Origin of the sequence: Saccharothrix luteola (assembly GCF_020859565.1) — a bacterium.
Lineage (GTDB): Bacteria > Actinomycetota > Actinomycetes > Mycobacteriales > Pseudonocardiaceae > Actinosynnema > Actinosynnema luteola.
Genome location: NZ_JAJHUO010000002.1, coordinates 331,788 through 349,670, shown reverse-complemented (window position 1 = coordinate 349,670; position 17,883 = coordinate 331,788). Strand labels below are relative to the sequence as shown.

The 17,883-nt window shown below is 74.6% G+C and carries 4 protein-coding genes and 1 pseudogene; 3 read left to right on the top strand and 2 right to left on the bottom strand.

The genetic code is table 11. The features are described 5' to 3' along the window. Window positions 1–7: 7 nt before the first annotated feature. The 3 genes from LNK82_RS03140 (at window position 8) to LNK82_RS03130 (ending at window position 2,946) form a co-directional block, all read left to right on the top strand. On the top strand, window positions 8–1,756 hold the full coding sequence (locus LNK82_RS03140; protein WP_308257146.1) for a glucuronyl esterase domain-containing protein: 1,749 nt from the start codon (window positions 8–10) through the stop codon (window positions 1,754–1,756). 183 nt (window positions 1,757–1,939) lie between these two features. Continuing rightward, window positions 1,940–2,443: a peptide-methionine (S)-S-oxide reductase MsrA gene (msrA, locus tag LNK82_RS03135; RefSeq protein ID WP_230565372.1), complete on the top strand. Its 504-nt coding sequence runs from the start codon at window positions 1,940–1,942 to the stop codon at window positions 2,441–2,443. A 2-nt stretch (window positions 2,444–2,445) separates the two neighbouring features. Continuing rightward, window positions 2,446–2,946, top strand: a complete 501-nt coding sequence (locus LNK82_RS03130) for an MOSC domain-containing protein (RefSeq protein WP_230565371.1) — start codon at window positions 2,446–2,448, stop codon at window positions 2,944–2,946. A gap of 22 nt (window positions 2,947–2,968) precedes the next feature. Here LNK82_RS03130 and LNK82_RS03125 read toward each other — a convergent pair. Both LNK82_RS03125 and LNK82_RS03120 read right to left on the bottom strand, forming a co-directional pair. Further along, window positions 2,969–8,881 (bottom strand): annotated as a pseudogene (locus LNK82_RS03125) (thioester reductase domain-containing protein); the annotation flags it as partial. A 41-nt stretch (window positions 8,882–8,922) separates the two neighbouring features. Continuing rightward, entirely contained in the window at window positions 8,923–17,877 is an 8,955-nt protein-coding gene (locus LNK82_RS03120; protein ID WP_230565369.1) for a type I polyketide synthase, read from the bottom strand. Between the last annotated feature and the right edge of the window lie 6 nt (window positions 17,878–17,883).

Sequence of the window (17,883 nt, the reverse complement as noted above, 5' to 3'; positions counted from 1 at the left end):
AGATTCATTGACACGTTTCGGCCTGCTGTTCGAAACTTTAGGAGACCCGGCACCGATCGTCGTCCGGTGTTCCTGCCTCCACACCTCGTCTCAAAGGAGAGCCCTGGTGATCATCAGTTCAGGCCGCTTGAGAGTGCGTTCGGCGGTGCTCATGTTCGCGGTAGCGGTGTTGGCGTTGGCCGGGACGGTGACGGCGCTGGCGCGGTCGACGACCGCGAACGCCGCCGCCGGTGATGTCGTGGCGCTGGCGGGTGTCGAGGACGACGGCGCCGACTGCCCGGTCAGCCCACCCGGCTCGTTCCCGTCGAACTCGCGGTTGCCGGATCCGTTCACGAAGCTCAACGGGCAGCGGATCACCTCGCAGTCGGACTGGCGCTGCCGACGCGCCGAGATCCGCGAACTGGCCGAACGGCACGTCTACGGCGACAAACCCGCCAAACCCGCCGGCGTGACCGGCACGGTGTCCACCAGCGGCATCACCGTCAACGTCTCCCACAACGGCCGCAGCGCGAGCTTCTCGGCCGGCGTGCAACTGCCCAGCGGCACGGGCCCGTTCCCGGCGGTGATCGTCTACGGCGGGTTCGGCGGCGACACCGCCACCATCCGCGCCGCCGGCGCCGCCATCATCACCTTCGACCCCTACACCGTCGGCCGCGAAGGCACCCCCCGCACCAACAAACAGGGCGCCTTCTACACCCTCTACGGCAACACCAGCCCCACCGGCCTGCTCATGGCCTGGGCCTGGGGCGTGTCCCGCATCATCGACGTCATCGAGTCCTCCGGCGGCAGCATCCTGCGCGCCGACATCGGCGTCACCGGCTGCTCCCGCTTCGGCAAAGGCGCCTTCGCCGCCGGCGTGTTCGACCAACGCGTCGCCCTGACCATGCCCATCGAATCCGGCACCGCCGGCCTGCCCGTCTACCGCGGCGTCAACGCCGAAGGCGGCCAGACACTGTCCAGCGCCTACGGCGAGCAGCCGTGGTTCGGCGACGCGTTCAGCCCCTACACCGGCAACCCCAACACCACCCCCATCGACACGCACTCGCTGGTCGCGATGGTGGCCCCCCGCGGCCTGTTCGTCATGGACAACCCCCACATCACCAACCTCGGCCCCCGCTCGGCCAGCGTCGCCGCACTGGGCGGCGCGGAGGTCTACAAAGCCCTCGGCGTGCAGAACAACCTGCTCTACCACTCCAACGTCACCGACGGAAACCACTGCGCCAACCGCACCGAATGGCGCACCCCCCTCACCCAGGCCATCAACAAATTCCTCCGCAACACCGGCACCTTCACCGGCGGCGTCACCATGCACAGCAAAGCCACCGGCACCCTCTCCCAATGGCGCGACTGGACCACCCCCACCCTCACCACCGGCCCCACCAGCACCACCACAACCACCACCACAACCGGTGACACCACCACCACGACCACTACGACGACGACCACCACCACGTCACAGCAGCCCGGTGGCTGCACGGCGACGGTGTCGCTGAACCAGTGGACCGGCGGCTTCGTCGCCACGGTGAAGGTCACGGCCGGCTCGTCGCCGGTCAGCGGCTGGACCGTCGCCATGACGCTGCCGTCCGGCGCCACGGTCACCAACTCGTGGAACGTCAACCGCAGCGGCAACACCGGCGCGGTGAACTTCACCAACGTCAGCTTCAACGGCAACCTCGCTGCGGGCCAGTCGACCGAGTTCGGCTACCAGGCCACCGGCAGCGGCGCCGGGATGACGCCGACCTGCACGGCCAGGTAGCGGCCGGGCAAGCCGACCCGCCTGCTCGCCATCGGTCAGGGCCCGGTGCGGAGGTCGCGAGCCTCCGCACCGGGCCTTGCCCGTCCACGCCGAGCCGCGGGTCACAGCCACCCCGGGATGACAACGAGGCACGGGAGCGTTCACGCTGGTGGAGATATCCCGGACTGAGGAGTGGAGCGCCACATGGCTACCGTGACCGAGAAGGCCGTCCTGGCGGGCGGGTGTTTCTGGGGCATGCAGGACCTGTTCCGCCGCCACCCGGGCGTCGTCTCCACCCGCGTCGGCTACAGCGGCGGCGACGTCCCGAACGCGACGTACTACAACCACGGCAGCCACGCCGAGGCGATCGAGATCGTGTTCGACCCGGCCCAGCTGAGCTACCGGCAGATCCTGGAGTTCTTCTTCCAGATCCACGACCCGACGACGCGCGACCGCCAGGGCAACGACATCGGCGCGAGCTACCGCTCGGCGATCTTCTACGCCGACGACGAGCAGAAGCGGATCGCGGAGGCGACGATCGCCGACGTGGACGCGTCCGGCAAGTGGCCCGGCAAGGTCGTCACCGAGGTGGCGCAGGCAGGCGACTTCTGGGAGGCCGAGCCGGAGCACCAGGACTACCTCGAGCGCTACCCGAACGGGTACACCTGCCACTACGTCCGACCTGAGTGGCAACTCGGCGAGCGGTGAGCATGGCCGTCGAGATCGTGGCGCTGCACGTCTCGCCCGTGCACGCGTACGAGGGACGGCCGGCGGACGGGCCGCGGCCCGACCCCGAGCCGGTCTCGCGTGACCACGTCGTGGTGCGGGCCGGCCTGGGCCTGGTGGGCGACCGCTACTTCAACCGGCCCGCGCACCGAACGGCCGCCGTCACGGTCTTCGCCGTCGAGTCGCTGGAGGACATCACCGGGGGGCTCGGCCTGCGCACCACGCCGAGCCCGCTGGTCGTGCGGCGCAACATCGTGCTGCGCGGGTTCGACGTGGACGGGCTGGCCCGGCACGACGTGTTCACGCTCGACTCGGGCGACGGGCCGGTGCGGTTCGAGGCGCACCGGCCCGCGAACCCGTGCGGTTGGATGGACGCCGTGATCGCGCCGGGCGCCTTGAAGGCGCTGCGCGGCCGGGGCGGCAAGCGGTGCGTCCCGCTGGACGACGGCGTGCTCCGCCTCGGCCCGGCGACCCTGACCACCTGAGCAGCGGGGTCGCCGGTACCCCTCACGCCCCAGCGACCAGCGCAGGCTCCCGGCTCGGCGGGTAGTAGCCGGTCTCGGCGAAGAACCTGATGTAGTTGTCGACCAGGTCACCGGTGACCGGCGGACAGGTGATGGAGGTCCCCGCCAGCGCCTGCTCGGTCTTCGACACGTCCACCGCCGGGTAGAAGCCCGCGTTGTCGGCGACCATCATCTCGAACGCGTCCAGCAGCGGGATCAGGGCGTTGTCGCGGTCGGCCAGCACGTCCCGCCGCCACCGCGCCCACCCGCGCTCCTCCAGCCGGTAGCCGCGGGCGCGCAGCCGGGCCACGATCTCCCGCCAGCTCACCCGACCCGGGTTGTAGAGGTGGAACACCCCGCCGGACTCGCGCGACAGCCTGACCACCGCGGCCGCCGCGTAGTCGACCGGCACCATCGGCACCGTGCCGTCCAGGCCCGCGGGCACCGCCCCCGCCTGGATCAGGCCCTTGGTGGCCAGCCACACGAAGTCCCGGGTCTGGCAGGCGCCGTTGACCTGGTCGCCGGAGACCAGGTCGACCCGGTACACGCGCACCGGCAGCCCCCGTTCGGCCGCCTGGGCGACCAGGTGCTCGGCCACCCACTTGCTGCGCAGGTAGCCGCTGGGCAGCGCGTCCGGCGGGCCCGTCGGGTCGTCCACGGTCAGCGGCACGCCCGGTTCGCGGGCACCGGCGAACACACCGGTGGTGGACAGGTGGTGCACCGGCACGGTCCGGTGCCGGGCGGCCAGGCGCAGCACCTCCTGCGTGCCGTGCACGTTCGGCGCGCGCAGCTCGGTGTACGGCCGCAGCCAGTTCACCGTCGCGCCCGCGTGGTAGACCGCGTCCACCTCGCGGGCCAGCCGGTCGTAGGTCTGCTCGGACAGGCCGAGGCGCGGCTGGGCGAGGTCGCCGGGCACCACGCGCAGCCGGGTCGCGTCCACCTCGTCCCACAGCCGGTACCAGCGCAGGTTCGCTTCGACCTTGCGCAGACCCTCGGCCTCGTCGGCAGCTCGGACCAGGCAGTGCACGGTCGCCGCTGACGCCTTCAGCAGCTCCCGCAGCAGGAACGCCCCGACGAACCCGGTCGCGCCCGTGAGCAGCACGTTCTCCGGCTCGTCGACCGTGCGCACCACCTGCTCGGCGGGCTGGACGTCGTCGGCCAGCACCTCGTCGTACTCCACGTCCGCCGCGCCGGCCGCGCCCGCCAGGAACGCCGTCAACGCGCCGGGCGTCGGGTGGTCGAACACGACGGTGGCGGGCAGGGTCAGCCCGGTGGCGGCAGCGACCCGGTTGCGCAGCTCGACCGACAGCAGGGAGTCGAAGCCCAGGTCGGAGAACGGCTTGTCCTCCACCTCGCCGGACAGGCCCAGCACGGACGCGACCTCCCGCCGCACCAGCTCGCCGACCACCGCCCGCCGTTCGTCCGCGGACAGCTCGGCCAGGTCCGGCACGGGCGCGCCGGTGCGCGCGACCGGCCGGACCGGCGGCAGCAGGGTGCGCAGCAGCGGCGGCGCCTGGTCCGGGCGGGCCCGCAGGGCGGCCAGGTCCAGCGGCGCGCCCACGAGGGCCGGCGCGCCCGACGCCACGGCGGCGTCGAGCATCGCCAGACCCTGCTCGGTCTCCACCGGCCGGAAGCCGGCGCGCGCGATCCGGGCCCGGTCCAGCTCGCTCAGCCCGCTGGTGATGCCGCTGGACTCGGCCCACAGGCCCCAGGCGACCGACGTCGCGGGCAGGCCGAGCGCGGCGCGGTGCGCGGCCAGGCCGTCGAGGTAGGCGTTCGCGGCGGCGTAGTTGCCCTGGCCCGCGCCGCCGATGACCCCGGCGATGGACGAGAACAGCACGAACGCCTTCAGGTCGTGGCCGCGGGTCAGCTCGTGCAGGTGCCGGGCGGCGTCGGCCTTGGGCCGCAGCACGGCGGCGAGCCGGTTCGGGGTCAGGTCGCTGATCAGGGCGTCGTCGATGACGCCTGCGGTGTGCACGACCCCGGTCAGCCGGGTGTCGCCGATGGCAGCCTCGAGCTGGGCGCGGTCGGCCGCGTCGCAGGCGACGATCCGGACGGACGCGCCCAGGGACCTCAGCTCGTCGCGCAGGTCCGCCGCGCCGGGAGAGTCCGGACCGCGACGGCTGGTGAGCAGCAGCTCCCGCACGCCCCTCCGGGCCAGGTGCCGGGCGACCATCGCGCCGAGCGTGCCGGTGCCGCCGGTGATCAGGACCGCGCCGTCGACCGGCCACGCCGTGCGGCCGGCCTGCGCGCGCCGCAGCTTCGGCACGTGCACGACACCGCGCCGCACCACCGCCTGCGGCACGCCGGCCGCGACGACGGCCGGGACAGCGGCCTCCGACGCGGGGTCGTCGTCGACGTCCACCAGCACGATCCGGCCCGGCTGCTCGGACTGCGCCGACCGCGCGAGCCCCCACAGCGCCGCGCCGTCCACGTCCGTGACGTCACGCATCGCGCCGCGGGTCACCGCCACGAACGGCGCGTCACCCCGCAGGTCGGCCAACGCGGACGCGGCCCGGCTGTGCAGGTCGCCGTCGGGCAGCCACCGGACCACGTGCGGCGTGACGTCGGAGGACGGCAGCTTCACCGGCTCCCACACCACGTCCAGCAGCGCGTCCTGCGGGCGCAGCCGGGCGTCGGCCACGGCGTCGGCGGCCGTGGGGCGCAGCCGCACGGACCCGATCGTGGCCACTGGCGCCCCGCTCGGGTCGGCGAGCAGGAGGTGGTCACCGTCCACGTGGGCCCGCACGTCCGACGCGCCGGTGGCGTGCAGCTCCACGTCGCGCCAGTGCACCGCGTCGCCGTCGCCGACCAGCCGCAGGGCGGCGTCCAGCAGCGACGGGTGCAGCCGGAAGCCGTCGGGGGCGACGGCGTCCAGTCCGGTCCACTCCCCCGCGTCGGGCCAGGTGGGGTGGGTGGCCGGGGCGAGCGTCCCGGCGGCGTTCAACGCCCAGTCGCCGTCCAGCCGGGTGTGGACGGTCAGCTGCCCGTTCGCGACCCGCACCTGGACCTGCACCCCGCCGCGGTCCGGTACGACGACCGGCGCGAGGACGTCCATCGACGCCAGCCGGGGCAGGTCGACCTCGTCGCCGGCGCGGATCGCCAGCTCCACCAGGGCCGCCGACGGCAGCACCACGCAGCCGTGCACGCGGTGCCGGTCCAGCCACGGGTGGCTGCGCACGGACACCTTGCCGGTGAACACGACCTCGTCCGCGCCCGCCACCGGCACCGCCGCGCCGAGCAGCGGGTGGTCCGCCCGCGTCACGCCCAGTTCCGCGACGTCGACCGCCTCCTGGTGCTCGACCCAGAACCGCTGCCGCTGGAACGGGTAGGTCGGCAGCTCCACGTGCCGCGCGCCCGACCCGGCGAAGAACGCGCGCCAGTCCACCGGCACCCCGGCCGTGTGCAGCTCGCCCAACGCGGCCACCAGGCCGTCCCGCTGCAACGCCACCGCGGTGGCGTCCACGGTCTCGCGCACCATCGGGGTCAACGCGGGGGCCGGACCGACCTCCACGAACGTGGTCACACCCTGCTCCGCCAGCGTCCGCACGCAGTCGGCGAACCGCACCGCCTCGCGCACGTGCCGGACCCAGTAGTCGGGCGAGGTCACGTCGGCGTCGGCCGCGCCCGTCACGTTGGACACGACCGGGATCACCGGCGCGTGGTAGGTGATCTTCGCGGCGACCCGGCGGAACTCCTCCAGCGCGGGCTCCATCCGGTGCGAGTGGAACGCGTGGCTCACCGTGAGCCGCTTGGTCCGGCGGCCGCGAGCGCGCAGCTCGGCTTCGACCGCCAGCACGGCGTCCTCGTCACCGGACACCACGACGGACGCCGGACCGTTCACCGCGGCCAGCCCCACCCGCGGCGTCAGCAGCGGCTCGACCTCGGCGGCGGGCGCGGCCGCGGCGACCATCGCACCGCCCTCCGGCAGTTCGCCGATCAGCCGGGCGCGTGCGGCGACCAGCGTGCACGCGTCCTCCAGCGAGAAGACGCCGGCGACGTGCGCGGCGGTCAGCTCGCCGAGCGAGTGGCCGGCCACGAAGTCCGGCCGGACGCCCCACTCCTCCAGCAGCCGGAACAACGCCACCTCGAACGCGAACAGCGCGGGCTGCGTGTACCGGGTCTGGTGCAGCAGGTCCGAGTCGCCGAACACCACATCCTTCAGCGGCGTCGGCAGGTGCGGGTCGAGCAGCGCGCACACCGCGTCGAACGCCTGCCGGAACGCCGGGAAGCGTTCGTGCAGGTCACGACCCATGCCGGAGCGCTGCGCGCCCTGGCCGGTGAACACGAACGCGGTCCGGCCCGGCTGCGGCACGGGGACACCGCCGTCGAACGCCGCCAGCGCGGCCAGCAGCTCGTCCCGGTCGCGGGCCACGACCGCGCCGCGGTGCTCCAGGGCCGTGCGGCAGGTGGCGAGGGTGTGGGCGACGTCGACCGGGGAGACCTCGGGGCGTTCGGCGAGGAAGGCACGCAGCCGCTCCGCCTGCGCCCGCAGCGCCTCGGCCGACCGCGCGGACAGCAGGAACGGCAGCTCGCCGTCGGCTTCGGCGGCCGGCCCCCGCTCCTCGGGCACGTGCTCCAGCACCACGTGGGCGTTGGTGCCGCTGACGCCGAACGACGACACCGCCGCCCGCCGGGGCCGGTCGGCCTCCGGCCACGGCCGCGCCTCGCGCAGCAGCTCCACCGACCCCGACGACCAGTCGACCACCGGCGTCGGCTCGTCCACGTGCAGGGTGCGCGGCGCGACGCCGTGCCGCATCGCCTGCACCACCTTGATCACGCCGCCGACACCGGCCGCGGCCACGCTGTGCCCGATGTTGGACTTCAGCGATCCCAGCAGCAACGGCGTCGACCGGCCCTGGCCGTAGGTGGCCAGCAACGCCTGCGCCTCGATCGGGTCGCCGAGCCGGGTGCCGGTGCCGTGCGCCTCCACCAGGTCCACGTCCGAAGTGGACAGCCGGGCGTCGTCCAGGGCGGCGCGGATGACGCGTTCCTGCGCGGGGCCGTTCGGGGCGGTGAGGCCGTTGGACGCGCCGTCCTGGTTGACCGCGCTGCCCCGGATCACGGCCAGCACCGGGTGGCCGTTGCGGCGGGCGTCGGACAGCTTCTCCAGCAGCAGCAGGCCGACGCCCTCCGACCAGCCGGTGCCGTCCGCCGCCGCGGCGAACGACTTGCACCGGCCGTCCGCCGCGAGACCGCGCTGGCGGGAGAAGTCGACGTACCCGGTGGGCGAGCCGTACACCGTGCAGCCGCCCGCCACCGCCAACGTCGACTCGCCCGTCCGCAGCGAGCGGACCGCCATGTGCAGCGCCACCAGCGACGACGAGCACGCCGTGTCCACGGTGACCGCCGGGCCCTCGAAGCCGAACGTGTAGGCGATCCGCCCGGACGCCACGCTGCCCAGCTTGCCGGTCATGAGGAAGCCCTCCAGCTCCTCCGGCCCGGCCAGGCCCAGGTAGCTCTGCTCCCCCACGCCCGCGAACACGCCCGTGCGGCTGCCGCGCAACGCGGCCGTGTCGATGCCGGCCCGTTCGAACAGCTCCCACGCGGTCTCCAGCAGCACGCGCTGCTGCGGGTCCATGCCCAGCGCCTCGCGCGGCGAGATGCCGAAGAACGCGGCGTCGAACTCGGTGGCGTGGTCGACGAACCCGCCTTCCCGGGTGTAGGTCTTGCCCGGCACGCCCGGTTCGGGGTCGTAGAGCCGGTCGACGTCCCAACCGCGGTCGGTCGGCCACGGCGTGATGCCGTCCCGGCCCTCGGCGACGAGCCGCCACAGGTCGTCGGGCGAGGTGACGCCGCCGGGGTAGCGGCAGGCCATCGCCACGATCGCGACCGGCTCGGGCGTCTCCAGTTCGGCGATCCGCTGCCGGGCCTGCTGGAGGTCCGCCGTCACCCACTTCAGGTACTCGACCAGCCGCTCCTCGTTGGACACTGCACTCTCCTCGATGTCGTGGGTGGTCAGCGGGCGGCGCGGCCGAGCTGGTTGTCGATGAAGTCGAACAGCTCGGCGGTGGAGTCGAAGTCGGTGCGCACGGCGGCCGGTTCCGGCTCGGCCCAGCGGGACAGGATGGTCCGCAGCCGCACGGTCACCTGCTGCCGCTGCTCGTCGTCCGCCTCGGCGAGCGTCGCCTCCAGGCGGTCCAGCTCGGTCAGCACCGGCGCGGCCTCGTAGGGCGTGAGGCGGTCGAGCAGGACGCCGGTGAGCGCGGCGGGCGTCGGGTGGTCGAACACAAGGGTCGCCTCCAGCGCGACGCCGGTCTCGGCGGTGAGCCGGTTGCGCAGGTCCACGGCCGTGAGCGAGTCGAAGCCCAGGTCGTTGAACGGCTTCTCCAGGTCCACCCGGCGCGGGTCGCCGTGCCCGAGGACGGCCGCCACCTGGGTGCGGACGACCTCCTCCACGACCCGGCCGCGCTCGCCGTCGACCGCGGACGCCAGCCGTTCGGCCAGCGGCACCCGTGGCGCGCGGATCAGGTCGCGCAGCAACGCCGTGCGCGGCAGCTCGGACACCGGCGCGGCGATCACCACGGGTCGATCGGTGACCACCACGTCCGGTCCGCCGATGACCGCCGTGCCCGGCAGCCCTTGCGCGGCACGGTGGTGCGCCAGGGCTTCCATGAACGCCACCCCGGCCGCGTAGTGCGCGTGACCGGCCGCGCCGAAGCCCTCCACGGCGGCCGCGAGGACCAGGTGGCCGGACGTCTCCCCGTGCAGCCGCCAGGCCTCCTCGGCGGTCGCGCGCAGGGCGTCGGTGAGCGCGTCGTCGGTGAGGCCGGCGAGGGTGGCCCGCGCGGGCGGCGCGGGCCGGTGCACGACCGCGTCCGCCGGCAGGGGCACGGCCTGCGCCGTCGCCCGGACCAGCCGGGGCGCGAACGCCCGCCCGTCGCGGAACACGACCTGCGGCTCGCCGGACGCCACCGCGGCGGCGACGTCGCCGTCACCACCGACCAGCACGATCCGATCAGGCGCCTCGACCTGCGCGGCCCGCACCAGGCCCCACACGGCCGCCACCCCGGGATCGGCCGGGTCGGGGGTGTGCACGACCGCCCGGCCGGTGCCGGTGGCACGTTCACGCAGCTCGGCCAGCACGTGCCGGGTCGCGGTGTGCGCGGTCGCGACCGGGTCCGGGCCGGCTTCGACCCGGATGACGTCGGGCGTCGAGTCCCCTGCCGGCAGGTCGACCGGCACCCAGTCCACCTCGTACAGCGGCACTCCGTCGAGCGCGCGGAACTCGACCGAGTCGACGCGGGCGACCTCGTTGCCCTGCTCGTCACGGAGCACCTGGCCGTCGACGCGCACGGCGGTGCCCGGCGCGGTGGCCCGCAGGCCGCGCCACACGGCGGGTTCCACGTCCTCGCGCGCCAGCAGGGACAGGTCCACCTCGGCGTCGACCGCCGGGCCGGCCGTGAGCGTGCCCCTGGCCTGCTCGACCCACCCGTCCTGCCACGCGTGCACGCTCACCGGCCGGGTGTCGCCGTCCCGCTCGCCGACCTTCAGCTGGATCAGGCCGACACCGGGCAGCGCGGCGACGTCCAGGTCCACCACCGGGAAGCCGACCTCGCGGCCCGCGTGCCACACCAGGTCCGCGACGCCCGCGCCGGTCAGCGGCTCGGTCAGGGTGCCGGTGAACAGCACCTCGTCGCGGTCGGCTACGTGCACCGGCGCCTCCAGCACGGGGTGCCCGCTCGTGGTGCGCGGCTTGGCCGACAGCCAGTACCGCTCGCGCTGGAACGGGTACGTCGGCAGCACGGTCCGCCGTCCCGGGAACGCCGACCAGTCCACCGGCACACCCCGGGCGTGCAGGTGGGCGAACAGCTCGACGGCGGTGCGCCGCTCGGACCGGTCGCGGCGCAGCGCGGGCAGCGCGGCGTGCCCCTCGGGCAGCACGGCCGCGAGCAGACCGGTCAGGATCGCGTCCGGGCCCAGCTCCACGAACGTCGTGACGCCGCGGTCGAGCAGCGTGCGGGCGGCGTCGTGGAACCGCACCGGCTCGCGGACGTGCCGCACCCAGTACGACGGGTCGGTCCAGTCGGCGTCGTCACCGACGGTCGACACCGCGGGGATCTCCGGCCGGTGGTAAGTCAGCTCCTCCGCCACCGCGCGGAAGTCGTCCAGCATCGGGTCCATCAGCGGCGAGTGGAACGCGTGGCTGACCGTGAGCCGGGTGTGCTTGAACGGCTTCGCGCAGGCCAGGACCGCGTCCTCGACCCCGGACAGCACGATGGAGCGCGGCCCGTTCACGGCGGCGACCGCCACGCCTTCGGGCAGCTCCAGCTCGTCCTCGGCCGCCTGCACGGCGACCATCGCGCCACCGCGCGGCAACGCCTGCATCAGCCGGCCGCGTGCCGCGACGAGCTCGGCCGCGTCCGCCAGGGACAGCACCCCGGCCACGTGCGCGGCGGCGATCTCGCCGATCGAGTGCCCGGCGACGAGGTCCGGCCGCACGCCCCACGACTCCAGCAGCCGGAACAGCGCCACCTCCACCGCGAACAACGCGGGCTGCGCGGTCCCGGTCTCGTCGAGGCCGTCGCCGGACGAGATCGCTTCGCGGACCGGCAGGTGCTCGCACACCTCGTCGAACGCGCGGGCGAACGCCGGGAACGCGCGAGCCAGCTCCAGCCCCATGCCGACCCGCTGAGCGCCCTGCCCGGTGAACACGAACGCCGTCCGGCCGTCGCGCGCGCGGGGCTGCACCACGGCGTCACGCAGGTCGGCCGGGCTTTCAACCGCGACCACCGCCCGGTGCTCCAGGAGCGCGCGGCCCGTGCCGAGCGTGTGGGCGAGGTCGGCGACCGGGACGTCGGCCTCGGCCAGCCGTGCCAGCTGATCGGCCAACGCCTGCGGGGTGCGGGCGGACACCACCACGGGCACGGCGCCGTCTGCCCGGTCGACCTCGGCCTCCGCCGGCGCTTGTTCGAGCACGACGTGCGCGTTGGTGCCGCTGATGCCGAACGACGACACCGCCGCCCTGCGCGGCCGGTCCACCACCCACTCGCGGGCCCGCGTCAGCAGCTCCACGGAGCCGGCCGACCAGTCCACGTGCGGAGACGGCTCGTCCACGTGCAAGGTCTGCGGCAGCACGCCGTGCCGCATCGCCTCGACCACCTTGATGATCCCGCCGACGCCCGCCGCGGCCTGGGTGTGGCCGATGTTGGACTTCAGCGACCCCAGCGCCAGCGGCCGGTCACGCTCGCCGTACACCGCCAGCAGCGCTTCGGCCTCGATCGGGTCGCCCAGCGTCGTCCCGGTGCCGTGCGCCTCCACCAGGTCCACTTCGGACGGCTCCAGGCCGGCGGCGGCGAGCGCGGCCCGGATGACGCGTTGCTGCGCCGGGCCGTTCGGGGCGGTCAGGCCGTTGGACGCGCCGTCGGAGTTGACCGCCGTGCCGCGCACCACGGCCAGCACCGGGTGCCCGTTGCGGCGGGCGTCGGACAGGCGTTCCACCAGCAGCACGCCGACGCCCTCGGCCCAGCCGGTGCCGTCGGCGGACGCCGCGAACGGCTTGCAGCGGCCGTCCGGTGCCAGGCCGCGTTGCCGCGAGAACTCGACGAACGCGGTCGGCGTGGCCATCACGGTCGCACCGCCCGCCAACGCCAGGTCGCACTCACCGCGCCGCAGCGCGCTGACCGCGAGGTGCAGCGCGACCAGCGACGACGAGCACGCCGTGTCGACCGTGATCGCCGGGCCCTCCAAGCCCAGCGCGTAGGCCACGCGGCCGGACGCCACGCTGCCGGACGTGCCGCCGACCAGGTAGCCCTCCAGCTCGGGCGGCAACGCGCCGCCGGTGCCGTAGTCGTGGTACATCAGGCCGGTGAACACTCCGGTCCTCGTGCCGCGCGCGGAGGTCGGGTCGATGCCGCCGCGTTCCAGGGCCTCCCAGGCGGTCTCCAGCAGCAGGCGTTGCTGCGGGTCGGTCGCCAGCGCCTCGCGCGGGGACATGCCGAAGAACTCCGGGTCGAACAGGTCGGCGTCGTGCAGGAACCCGCCGTGCCGGGTGTAGGTCGTGCCGGGGTGCTGCGGGTCGGGGTGGTAGAGCCGGTCGAGGTCCCAGCCCCGGTTGACGGGGAACTCGCCGATCGCGTCCCGCCCCTCGGCGACCAGCTCCCACAGCTCCTCGGGCGTGCGCACACCACCCGGGTAGCGGCACGCCATGCCGACGATCGCGATCGGCTCGTCGGCCGCCGTCACCTTCTCCTCGGCCGGCTTGACCGCGCCCGCCAGGTGCTCGGCCAGCGCGGCGGGCGTGGGGTGGTCGAACACCAGCGTCGTGGGCAGCCGCCGCCCGACGGCCTCGGCGAGCCGGTTGCGCAGCTCGACCGCCGTCAGCGAGTCGAAGCCCATCTCGCTGAACGCCCGCCGCGCGTCGACGCCGGACGGGTCCGCGTGCCCAAGCACGGCCGCCACGTGCGACCGGACCAGGTCCGTCAGCGCTCGGACGTCGGTGGGGAGCGTCTTCGGCTTGCTCGCGGCACGGCGTTTCGGCGCGAGTTCCCTCAGGGCCGGGTGGGGGTCGTCGCGCAACGCGGCCCGGTCCAGCCCGGTCACCGCGAGCACCGGTTCGCCGGTGGTCAGCGCCGCGTCGAACGCCGCCAGCGCCGCGTCCACCGCGATCGGCTTGAGCCCGAGCCGGCGGATCCGCTTGCGGTCCACGTCGGACAGACCGCCGGACATCGCGCTGTCGGACTCCCACAGGCCCCAGGCCAGGGACGTCGCGGGCAGGCCGAGCGCGTGCCGGTGCCGGGCCAGCGCGTCCAGGAACGTGTTGCCCGCCGCGTAGTTCGCCTGCCCGGCCGTGCCGAGGACGCCCGCGATGGACGAGTACAGCACGAACGCCTCGACGTCGCCGGCCAGCTCGTGGAGGTTCCAGGCGGCGTCAACCTTGGGCCGCAGCACCCGGTCGACCTGGTCTGGGCTCAGCGAGTCGAGCGTGCCGTCCGCCACCACGCCCGCCGCGTGCACGACCGCCGTGACCGGGTGTTCGGCCAGCACGGCGGCCAGGGCGTCGCGGTCGGCCGCGTCGCACGCCACCGACACGACCTCCGCGCCCTCGACGTCCGGCGCCTTGCCGCTGCGGCTGAGGAGCACGAGCTTGCGCGCGCCGTGCCGGGTGACCAGGTGCCGGGCGATCGCGCCGCCGAGCGCACCGCTCGCGCCCGTGACCAGGACCGTGTCCCAGCGCGGGCCGTCGTGCCCGGTGCGCGGGGCCGCGGTGAGGACGGGTTCGAGTGCCTGCCCGTCGCGCAGCAGCGCGAACCGGCCGGGGTGTTCGGCCGCCGCGCTGCGGACGAGGCCGGCGACGGCCGCGTGGGCGAGGTCGTCGGTGACGGCCACGCCCAGCACGCCGTCCGATCCGGCCGCCCAGTCGCGCAGTTCCGCCAGCACTTGGTGCGTGACGTGGTGGACCTGCTCGGGCACCGGGCCGTTCGGGGTCTCGACGGTGAACACGCGGTCCACGTGGGCCGGTGCGGACCGGAGGGTGGGGGTGAACAGCAGGTCCGTGCCGGTGACCGGGCCGGTGAGCGGGCGCAGGACGAGGTCGGAGACGGAGACGACCGGGGTGCCCGTGCTGTCGGTGACCAGCAGGGCCACCGAGTCCGGTCCGTTCGGCGTGATGCGGACGCGCAGCGACGTGCCGGCGGTGCCGTGGAACCGGACGCCGGACCACGAGAACGGCAGCCGCGCCGGACCGTCCTCGACCAGGCCGGGCAGCAGCGGGTGCAGTGCCGCGTCGAACAGCGCCGGGTGCACGGCGAACCCGGCGGGTGGCACGTCCGCGGTGACCTCGGCGAAGATCTCACCGTCGGCGCGCCACACCTTGCGCAGGCCTTGGAACGTCGGCCCGTAGCCGTACCCGTGCCGGTCCAGGCCGTCGTAGGAGACCGCGACCTCGGGCGCGGCGGGCGGCCACTCGGCGAGGTGGTCCACGGGGTGCTCGGCCGGGTCGGGGGTGCCGGTGGCGTGCCGGGTCCACGGCTCGTCGTCCCGGCGCGAGTGGATCTCGACGGTGGTCGTGGTGCGCACGACCTGGACGGTCACCGCGCCGGTGTCCGGGACGACCACCGGGGAGGTGACGGTCAGGTCGGCGACGTCGCCGACCAGCTCGACCAGGGCCGTGCCGGGGACGACGGCGGCGCCGTGCACGCGGTGCTCGCCCAGCCACGGGTGGGTGGCCAGGGACAGCTTGCCGGTCTGCACGGTCGCGCCGTCGGGCAGCTCGACCGTCGCGCCGAGCAGCGGGTGCCCGGACGACGTGAGGCCGGCCGCCGACACGTCACCGCTCGCCGACGGCGCGAGCCAGTACCGCTTGCGCTGGAACGCGTAGGTCGGCAGTGGCACCTTGCGCGCGCCGGGGAACACCGCCGCCCAGTCCGGGTCCACGCCACGCATGTGCAGCTCGGCCAGCGCGTTCGCGACCGTGAGCGGTTCCGACTGGCCTGCCCGCAGCAGCGGCACCGCCTTGACGTCGTCGAGCGCGGCGGCGGTGAGACCGCTCAGCACGGCGTCCGGGCCGATCTCGACCACCGTGCGCGTGTCGCGGTCGCGCAGGGCGACGAGGGCGTCGTGGAAGCGGACCGTGGCGCGGACCTGCCGCACCCAGTACTCGGGGTCGGTCCAGTCGGAGCCTTCCGCCACCGTCGACACCACGGGGATGCGCGGCTGGTGGTAGGTCAGGCCGCGGGCCACGGCGCGGAACTCGTCCAGCATGGGTTCCATCAACGGCGAGTGGAACGCGTGGCTGACCGCGAGCCGCTTGCCGCGCAGCCCCTCGGCGACCTGGAGGACGGCGTCCTCCGCACCGGACAGGACGAGCGAGCGCGGCCCGTTGACCGCGGCGACCGCCACGCCCTCGGGCAGGTCCAGCTCGTCCTCGGCGGCCCGGACCGCGACCATCGCGCCGCCGGCCGGCAACGCCTGCATGAGCCGGCCGCGGGCGGCGACCAGCGCGGCGGCGTCGGCGAGGGACAGCACACCGGCCACGTGCGCGGCGGCGAGTTCGCCGATCGAGTGGCCGACCAGGAAGTCCGGGCGCACGCCCCACGACTCCACCAGCCGGAACAACGCCACCTCGACCGCGAACAGGGCGGGCTGCGCGTTGCCGGTGAGGTCGAGGTCCGCGCCGGACTCGATGACGTCCCGCACGGGCAGGTGCTCGCACACCTCGGCGAAGGCGCGGGCGAACACCGGGTACGCCTCGGCCAGTTCGAGCCCCATGCGGACCCGCTGCGCACCCTGCCCGGTGAACGCGAAGGCCACCTTGCCACGTGGCGGCACCACGGCGGCCGGGAAGTCGTGCAGATCGGTGCCCGCCGCCCGGTACGGCATGGGCGTGCGGGTGGCCACCGTGAACGCCGCGTCCCGACCGGCCGCCCCGGCTTCGGCGAGCCGCTTCGCCTGCTCCGCCACGGCTTCCGGGCTGCGGCCGGACAGCACGAACGGCACCGGCAACCCCGGGTCGCGCTCGGAGCCCTCCGAAGACGCGACCGGCACCGCGTCATCCGCTTGCGGCTCACCATCGGCGGGCGTGCCCTCGACCGGCGTGGGGTCGGCCTCTTCGATCACCACGTGCGCGTTCGTGCCGCCGAACCCGAACGACGACACACCGGCCCGCCGCGGCCGGTCGGTGCGTGGCCACTCGCGAGCCTCGGTCAGCAGCCCGACCTTGCCCGCCGTCCAGTCGACGTGGCTCGACGGCTCCTCCGCGTGCAGCGTGCGGGGCATGACGCCGTGCCGCATCGCCTGCGCCACCTTGATGATCCCGCCGACGCCGGCCGCCGCCTGGGCGTGCCCGATGTTCGACTTCAGCGACCCCAACCACACCGGCTGCTCGCGGTCCCGGCCGTAGGTGGCGAGCACCGCTCGTGCCTCGATCGGGTCACCCAACGTCGTCCCGGTGCCGTGCGCCTCCACCAGGTCCACGTCCGACGGCGACAGGCCGGCCGCCGACAGCGCCGCCCGGATCACGCGTTCCTGCGCCGGGCCGTTCGGCGCGGTCAGGCCGTTGGACGCGCCGTCGGAGTTCACCGCGCTGCCCCGGATCACCGCCAGCACCCGGTGGCCGTTGCGGCGCGCGTCGGACAGCCGCTCCAGCAGCAGCACGCCGACGCCCTCGGCCCAGCCGGTGCCGTCGGCGTGGTCGGAGAACGACTTGCAGCGGCCGTCCGACGCCAGCCCGCGCAGCCGGGAGAACTCGATGAACGCGGTCGGCGTCGACATCACCGTCGCGCCGCCCGCCACCGCCAGCGTGCACTCGCTCCGGCGCAGCGCGTTCGCCGCCAGGTGCACCGCGACCAACGACGACGAGCACGCCGTGTCCACGGTGACGGTCGGGCCCTCCAGGCCGAACGTGTAGGCCAGCCGACCGGACGCGATGCTGCCCGCGCTGCCGCTGAACAGGTAGCCCTCGACGTCGTCGGGCGGCAGGTTCGGCCGCGAGCCGTAGTCGTTGTACATCACGCCGACGAACACACCGGTCTTGCTGCCGCGCAACGACTCCGGGTCGATGCCCGCGCCCTCCACCGTCTCCCAGGTGGCCTCCAGCAGCAGCCGCTGCTGCGGGTCCACGGCCAGCGCCTCGCGCGGTGACAGGCCGAAGAACCCGGCGTCGAACCGGTCGGCGTCGTGCAGGAAGCCGCCGTGCCCGGTGGTGGACCGGCCGACCCGGTCCGGGTCGGGGTCGTGCAGGTCGGCGGGCCAGCCGCGGTTGGTCGGGAACGGCGTGATCGCGTCACGCCCCTCCGCCACCAGCCGCCACAGCTCGTCGGGCGTGCTGACGCCGCCGGGGTAGCGGCAGGCCATGCCGACGATCGCCACCGGCTCGTGGTCGCGGTCCTCGACCTCCTTCAACCGCCTGCGGGCGTCCCGCGCGTCGGCGATGGCCCGCTTGAGGTAATCGCGGAGCTTGTTCTCGTCAGCCACGTCGTC

Excerpts from the sequence above, each read along its gene's own strand:
- msrA (WP_230565372.1), top strand. The coding sequence starts at position 1,940 with ATGGCTACCGTGACCGAGAAGGCCGTCCTGGCGGGCGGGTGTTTCTGG.
- LNK82_RS03130 (WP_230565371.1), top strand. The coding sequence starts at position 2,446 with ATGGCCGTCGAGATCGTGGCGCTGCACGTCTCGCCCGTGCACGCGTAC.